The 5,984-nt window shown below is 64.4% G+C and carries 3 protein-coding genes; all 3 read right to left on the bottom strand.

Annotation, left to right across the window (positions count from 1 at the left end; all coding sequences use genetic code 11):
* Window positions 1-291 precede the first annotated feature (291 nt).
* The 3 genes from GY937_21150 to GY937_21140 are packed head-to-tail and all read right to left on the bottom strand — an operon-like array spanning window position 292 to window position 5,463.
* A complete protein-coding gene (locus tag GY937_21150) occupies window positions 292-2,280 on the bottom strand; it encodes a DUF3604 domain-containing protein (protein ID MCP5059221.1) in 1,989 nt (662 codons plus the stop codon).
* Window positions 2,281-2,300: 20 nt separating this feature from the next.
* Complete coding sequence (locus GY937_21145) at window positions 2,301-3,893, bottom strand: sulfatase (protein ID MCP5059220.1); 1,593 nt, start codon at window positions 3,891-3,893, stop codon at window positions 2,301-2,303.
* A gap of 4 nt (window positions 3,894-3,897) precedes the next feature.
* Window positions 3,898-5,463, bottom strand: coding sequence for an arylsulfatase (locus tag GY937_21140; protein ID MCP5059219.1), 1,566 nt, complete (start codon window positions 5,461-5,463; stop codon window positions 3,898-3,900).
* Between the last annotated feature and the right edge of the window lie 521 nt (window positions 5,464-5,984).

Raw genomic sequence — 5,984 nt, 5'->3', positions numbered from 1 at the left:
TCTCACGCGCCAAGTCCAAGCCTGGCAAGACGATCGCAACCGAACGACGAAGGGCGTCGACTGGCAATTCACGACCCAACAAGCCCGCGTGAAACTGCGACGACTCTACCCCCAGCTTTTGGTGTGACAAGGGACTAGCGGCATATGGCTCGGAATTGCACGGGGCGAAATCGAAGCCGGCCAGGCGCTTCTCGATCAGCAGTACTCGATCGAAGGAGATGGCGCGATCCTGCTGAGTTTCGGAGAATGGTTTCCGGGCCGGGGCTGAGCTCGAGAGAGGGGCCGTTCCTCTCATCCCCCTTTCGGTTCGAACCAGATCGGGGACGTGTAGGCGCGTTCCTGGATCGTCTTGGGTACACGCGCATCCGAGCAGCCGTCCGGCCGCTCCGCTTCCGGGATCGCGAGGCAATGCCACGTAGACCATCGACAGCTGGGATTCTCGATGACACGTGCGTAGTAGACGGCAGCCATGGCAGGGTCGAAGTCCGGATCCTCCCAGACCGCGCAGAGCGAATCCGCACCTGTTCCTCTGGGCTCGCAAGTGGCCAGATCGACGCTAGCTCCGTTCGCCGCGTCTCCGGCCACATCCTGCACCGATTGGTGGAAGAGGCCGTCGGCACCCAGCCACGCTTTGACGATCTGGAGCCGCTGCAACGGAGCGCCTTCGGGATCGCGAAGTGCGTTCACGGCAAATCGCGGTGCGCCGGCTCCTGCGGGAACCGGTGGCAGGTCGGACCCCATCGCGACGCCGTCGCGATAGCCCGTTTCAACCAGATCCGTGCGCTCGCAAAGATCCTTCGGCAATTCCCAGCCGCCGAAGAAGCGCGGGGCAATCCGGGTGCCGCTGGTGGCAAAGGCCTCGCGGCGCTGAAGACCGGCGAAGATGGAGCCCCTCGAGTTTTCTTCTGCCCAGACTCCGGCGAGGCCTCCCGCGCTGCGGAACAACTGGGGCGACTTCTGCTCCCCGACCTCGAGCATCTTGGAAACGGACGCGCCGTAGCTGCCAATCCAATTCTTCTCTGCGACACCTCCCGGGTTCGCCAGGTGGGTATCCGTGCTGCCGATGAACCCGAACTTGTAGGGGTTCAGACCGATCCGTTCCTGCTCGCGGATTCCCTCGACGAGGGCATAGCGGGCATAGTCCAGCCGCGAAATACAGCCGCTGCCCTTCTGGGCTCCCCATCCCGCACCTTCCTCGCAATCCTCGGATTCGTATCCACCCATGTCGCGGATCTTCTCGAAGTCGCAGAGCTCATCCGGCTCGCCGACCACGCCGTAGAGCCCATTGCGACACTCCGAGTCGCCTTTCTGCTGCACGATCTCGACGATGGGCTCGAGCCCCGCGCGCAGCTTTGCCGCTTCCCGCTGCTCCTCTTCCGGCAGGTCTCGATACCAGACCGAGAAGAGCTGGCCGTTGGAGAGGTTGGGATTGTGGGGAATGGCGACGGCGTCGCAGCCGGAACCCGAATCGTTGCATTGCTGGCGAAGCTTCCGCCAGAACTCGGGTTCCTCGGGCGTGTCGATCCAGGAGATCGGCAGCTCGGGAACGATCTCGTTCTTGAAGATCACGTTTCGGTGGATCTTCGTGAACTTCGGCGAGCGGCTGTACTCGAAGCCATGAAAGGCCGTGAACGTGCAGGCTTCGCTGCGATCGTACCAGCGCTCGGCGGCGTCCTGGATCTCCAACCATGCACTCCGACTGGCGGCGCGGCAGATGCCGAGCCCTTCTCCGCATACCTCCTCGTTGCGGCCGAAGAGCGAGATGACTCCTGTCAGGTTCTTTCGGAAGCCCTCCAGGCCCAGGATGCGGGAGATGAGCGTGTCGGCTTGGCCTCGGAAGACGCGGCAAGAGTCAGTGTCGTAGACTTCGGAGCCGGGTGTCGTGCATAGCATCGACTCGGCCAGCCACTCCGCGTGGTCGGTCACCGCGGCAAAATCGAGGGGCCGGTCGATGCTGGCCTTGCGGGTCTGACTGCCATCCGGTGCCAGGGGCGGGAATCCGATGGCTTCGCCGCGGGCGAACCGATAGGCGTCGTCGGGTGTGGAGATCGTGTCCCTCACACGGGCGTCCATCGAGAGCCCCGTGTGCACGTGGAGATCGCCGAACAGCGGGCGGCGAAGTGGGATGTGTTGAGCGCAGGCAATGCGGCTCACGGGAGTGGCGGGCTGGGCGGCTGCGGACGGCGGATCCCAGGGCTGCTTGCCCGGGTCGAGATTGCAGGCGCCGAGGACGCCTGACACCAGGATCAGGAACCCGACGGCAGGAATGAGCCTTCTCACGGCTTCCTCCTTCGAAGACGTCAACGGACGGCCGTTTCCTTCCGCCAGCCGCGCGGGTTGGCCAGGAATTCCGAACGCCACACGGCGAGGCGCTCTCCGAGTTCTGCTGCGATCTCCGGCCGGGTCTTCGCCACGTTGTAGGCCTCGGCGGGATCCCGTTGCAACTCGTAGAGAAGCGGCCATGTGCCCAGTGTGGGAATCGGCTCGCCCCCGTCGGGCGGCGTGTAGTCGCGGCTGCTGAGCAGCCTGCCGCCCAGCGTGTCCTGCTTGTCGAGCGGCGCCGGCCAGACGTAGTGGCTGTTGCGCTCGACGAACTTCCAGCGTCCGAGGCGGACGGCTTCGAAGTCGTAGTCGTGAGAGAAGAAGATCGGGCGCTCGGGGAACGCCCCCTCGCTCTGGGACAGCACCGGCCAGAGATCCACTCCGTCGATCGTGCGATCGGAAGGAAGCCCCAGGCCCGCGAGCCCGAGGAAGGTCGGCAACAGGTCGATGTTCATCGCGGGTTCGTCGCTCACGGCACCCGCCTCGATGCGACCCGGCCACCAGGCGACGAAGGGAACCCGGAAGCCGCCCTCGTAGCTCTGTCCCTTGCGACCACGCAGTCCGCCGGATGCGCCCTCGAACCAGGGGCCGTTGTCGCTGGTCACGACGACGAGTGTGTCATCGGCAATGCCGGCCCGCCCCAGCGCCGCGATCACCTCGCCGACGCTCCAGTCGAACTCGGACACTGCATCGCCATAGGGGCCTCCCTCGGAGCCCCCGGCAAACTTCTCACTCGGGTAGAAGGGTTGGTGGGGATCCTTGTGGGCCATGTAGAGAAAGAACGGCTCCTCTCGGGGCTCCTCGATGAACGTCACCGCCGCCTCGGTGAAGATCGCCGTGTAGGCCTCCTGGTCGAGACCGATGTCGGCCACTTCCTCGACCTGATCGCGCCAGAACGCCACGGGCCAATCGTCGTTCGACATGTTGAAGCCGACGAAACGGTCGAAGCCATGGTTCGAGGGATGGTATTCGGGAAGCGCGGTAAAATCGCCCAGATGCCACTTTCCGATCGCCATGCTCTGGTAGCCCGCCAGCTGCAGCGCCTCTGGGATGGTGATTTCCGACGCGGGCAGACCAGCGACGGCATTCCCACCGCCCGCCATGTCGACGGAGGCGAGCTTGGCAAAGAACAGGCCCGCGCTGTGAGAGAGCCGACGCAACAAGCTGTCTCCCGCGGCCTGCAGCGCGGTCATGATGCCGCTGCGTAAGGGATAGCGACCCGTAAGCAAGCCGACCCGGGAGGGCGAACAGATCGGCGCACTCGCGTAGAACTGCGTGAAGCGCATGCCCTCGGCTGCAAGCCCGTCGATGTGCGGCGTCTGGATCGCCCGGCTGCCTTGCACACCGAGATCGCCATAGCCCAGGTCGTCCGCGAGGATCACCACCAGATTCGGACGCAGGGGGGTGGCGCCGCGAATCGGTGCCACGAAGCCCTCTACAGGTGCGGCGGCCTTGGCGGGATCCCGAAAGACACTGCGGTCGATGCCCCGGTCGACCGGGATCGTCGCCATGCGAACGATTCCGATGACGAGCAGGGCGAGAACCAGCGACGGGACGAGCCAGCGCCACACGGCGCTACTCCTTGCCGAAGGGAAGCAGTTCTTTCGCCTTCTGCTTCATGATCTTCCAGCGGATCGCCTTCATGCTCTTGTCGATCTCCGCCTGACTCTGGAACGGGATCTCGACCGTCGCCGCTTCCGGCTCGTCGCCGCCGGGCAGGATCAGGCCCTCCTGCGCCACGCTGAACAGGAACGGGTAGACCTTCTTCATCAGCGGTTCGAGAATCCACAGGCTGGAGGTACCGATGTCCACCTCTTCTCTCGGGTCCTGCTCCACGTTGAACACCCGCGGCGCCCAGAGCCGACGCCAGGAGCGGTCCCGCGGCGCAGGATCGTCTCCTGCCATGAAGATCTTGAAGCGACGCCACTTGGCGGCAAGCAGCGTGCGACCCGAGAAGAAGAGCACACTCTCCCTCGCGGACTTCTCCGTTTCGCCCAGCAGTAGCGGGCTCTGATCGATCCCGTCGAAGGCCCGGTCGTCGGGCACCTCGCCCCCGGCGAGCTTCGCTAGCGTCGGAAACAGATCGATCAATGCGACGATCTCGTTGCTGACACTGCCCGGCTCGATGTGTCCAGGCCATCGCGCCATCATCGGCGTGCGGACCGAGCCTTCGAAGGCGCTTCCCAGGTATCCGCGATACGCGCCCGAGTTGGAAACGACGGGGTAGTAGGCCGCGTCGGGCCCGTTGTCGCTCAGGTAGAGCACGATCGTGTTCTCGGCGATGCCGGCCGCTTCCACCGCATCGACGATCTGCCCGACGCGGTGGTCATGCTCGACCATCACATCCGAGAAAGCACCGTTTCCGGACTTGCCGTCGAAATCCGGATGGGGGAGGTAGGGATGGTGGACGAGCGACCAGGACACGAACAGGAAGAACGGTTCCTCCTCGCCGGCGTGCTCCTGGATGTAGCTGACCGACTTTTCGACGATCCGCTCATCAATGAGGGGCCGGTTCTCGACCGTGTACGGCTCGACCTTGCTCACGGCCTCACCCTTCCGGCCCTCGAGTAAGTGCGGAACCGTCGCGGCCTCGGCATCGAAGCCGACATGGTCGCGGTAGGTGGCCACATTGGTCGAGAACGGGAAGCCCCACCACTCGTCGAAGCCCTGGTCGGTGGGATAACGGCCGGGGGAATCACCGAGATGCCACTTGCCGAAGATCGCGGTGTCGTATCCCACGTCCGCGAGCATTTCGGCCACAGTGATCTCCCACGGCGGGAGCCCCCCTGGAAGCCCGGGAGTGCCCGCCCGCCAGGTTCCGGAGCGGACCGGCATGCGACCGGTCATCAGCGCCGAGCGCGAAGGCGTGCATTCGACCTCCACGTTGAAGTTGGTCAAACGCAGCCCTTCGGCAGCCAGCTGGTCGAGGCGAGGCGTCGGTGCGCCGCGCAGCACGCCTCCGCCATAGATGCCGATCTCTCCGAATCCGAGGTTGTCGCTCAGCATGAGCACGATATTCGGAGGTCGCTCGTCGGCGAGTGCAACACCGGCAATCGCAAGCCAGGCGACACCCCCCAGCAGCAGCATCAGCCCGGCTCGGCCTCGCCCATGGCGGAAACTCGGAATCAGAACTTCGCGCATCCCCTCCCCCTCCCCCTGTGCAAGGCCCTGGCGGGTCTCAGCCTGCCTGATCGACCTGTACCTCATACCCAGCGCAGAATTCCACAAGCCGTCTGCGAAGGTGGTGAACTCGTTGAACCCGCAGAATATGATGCACCACCTGGGAGCCTACCTCGCAGAGCGTCGGAGGGATTCGGAAATCCGCTGATAGCCCAGAAGAGATGCGAGCCAAAGACGGATTCGACCGGATGGCTCCGTGGAAGCCTTGGCCCGCATGGTAGGAGGCCAGGTGTCGGAGAGTCTCGCCGTCGTTCTGCTGGTCGACCTCCCGCGGCGTGGCAGGATGGGAAGGATCATTTTCGAATGCGGCGACGTTTATGGTGCCTCTCCTCTGGCCTCCCGCTAGCCCGGAAAATTCATGAAGAAGTCTCGTTCTTGAATTGAAGAAGGCCCCAGTTGCGGTAGAAACGTGTTGCGACACCCGTTTCCCCTCAACAAGGGCCCCTTCATGAAGCCGGATTCTACCGCACAGACTGTCACCT

Source organism: bacterium (assembly GCA_024228115.1).
Classification (GTDB): domain Bacteria; phylum Myxococcota_A; class UBA9160; order UBA9160; family UBA6930.
This window is presented reverse-complemented; position numbering and strand designations above follow the sequence as displayed.

Bases quoted from the DNA above. Each gene is read 5' to 3' on its own strand.
- GY937_21140 (MCP5059219.1), bottom strand. From the start codon at position 5,463: ATGCGCGAAGTTCTGATTCCGAGTTTCCGCCATGGGCGAGGCCGAGCC.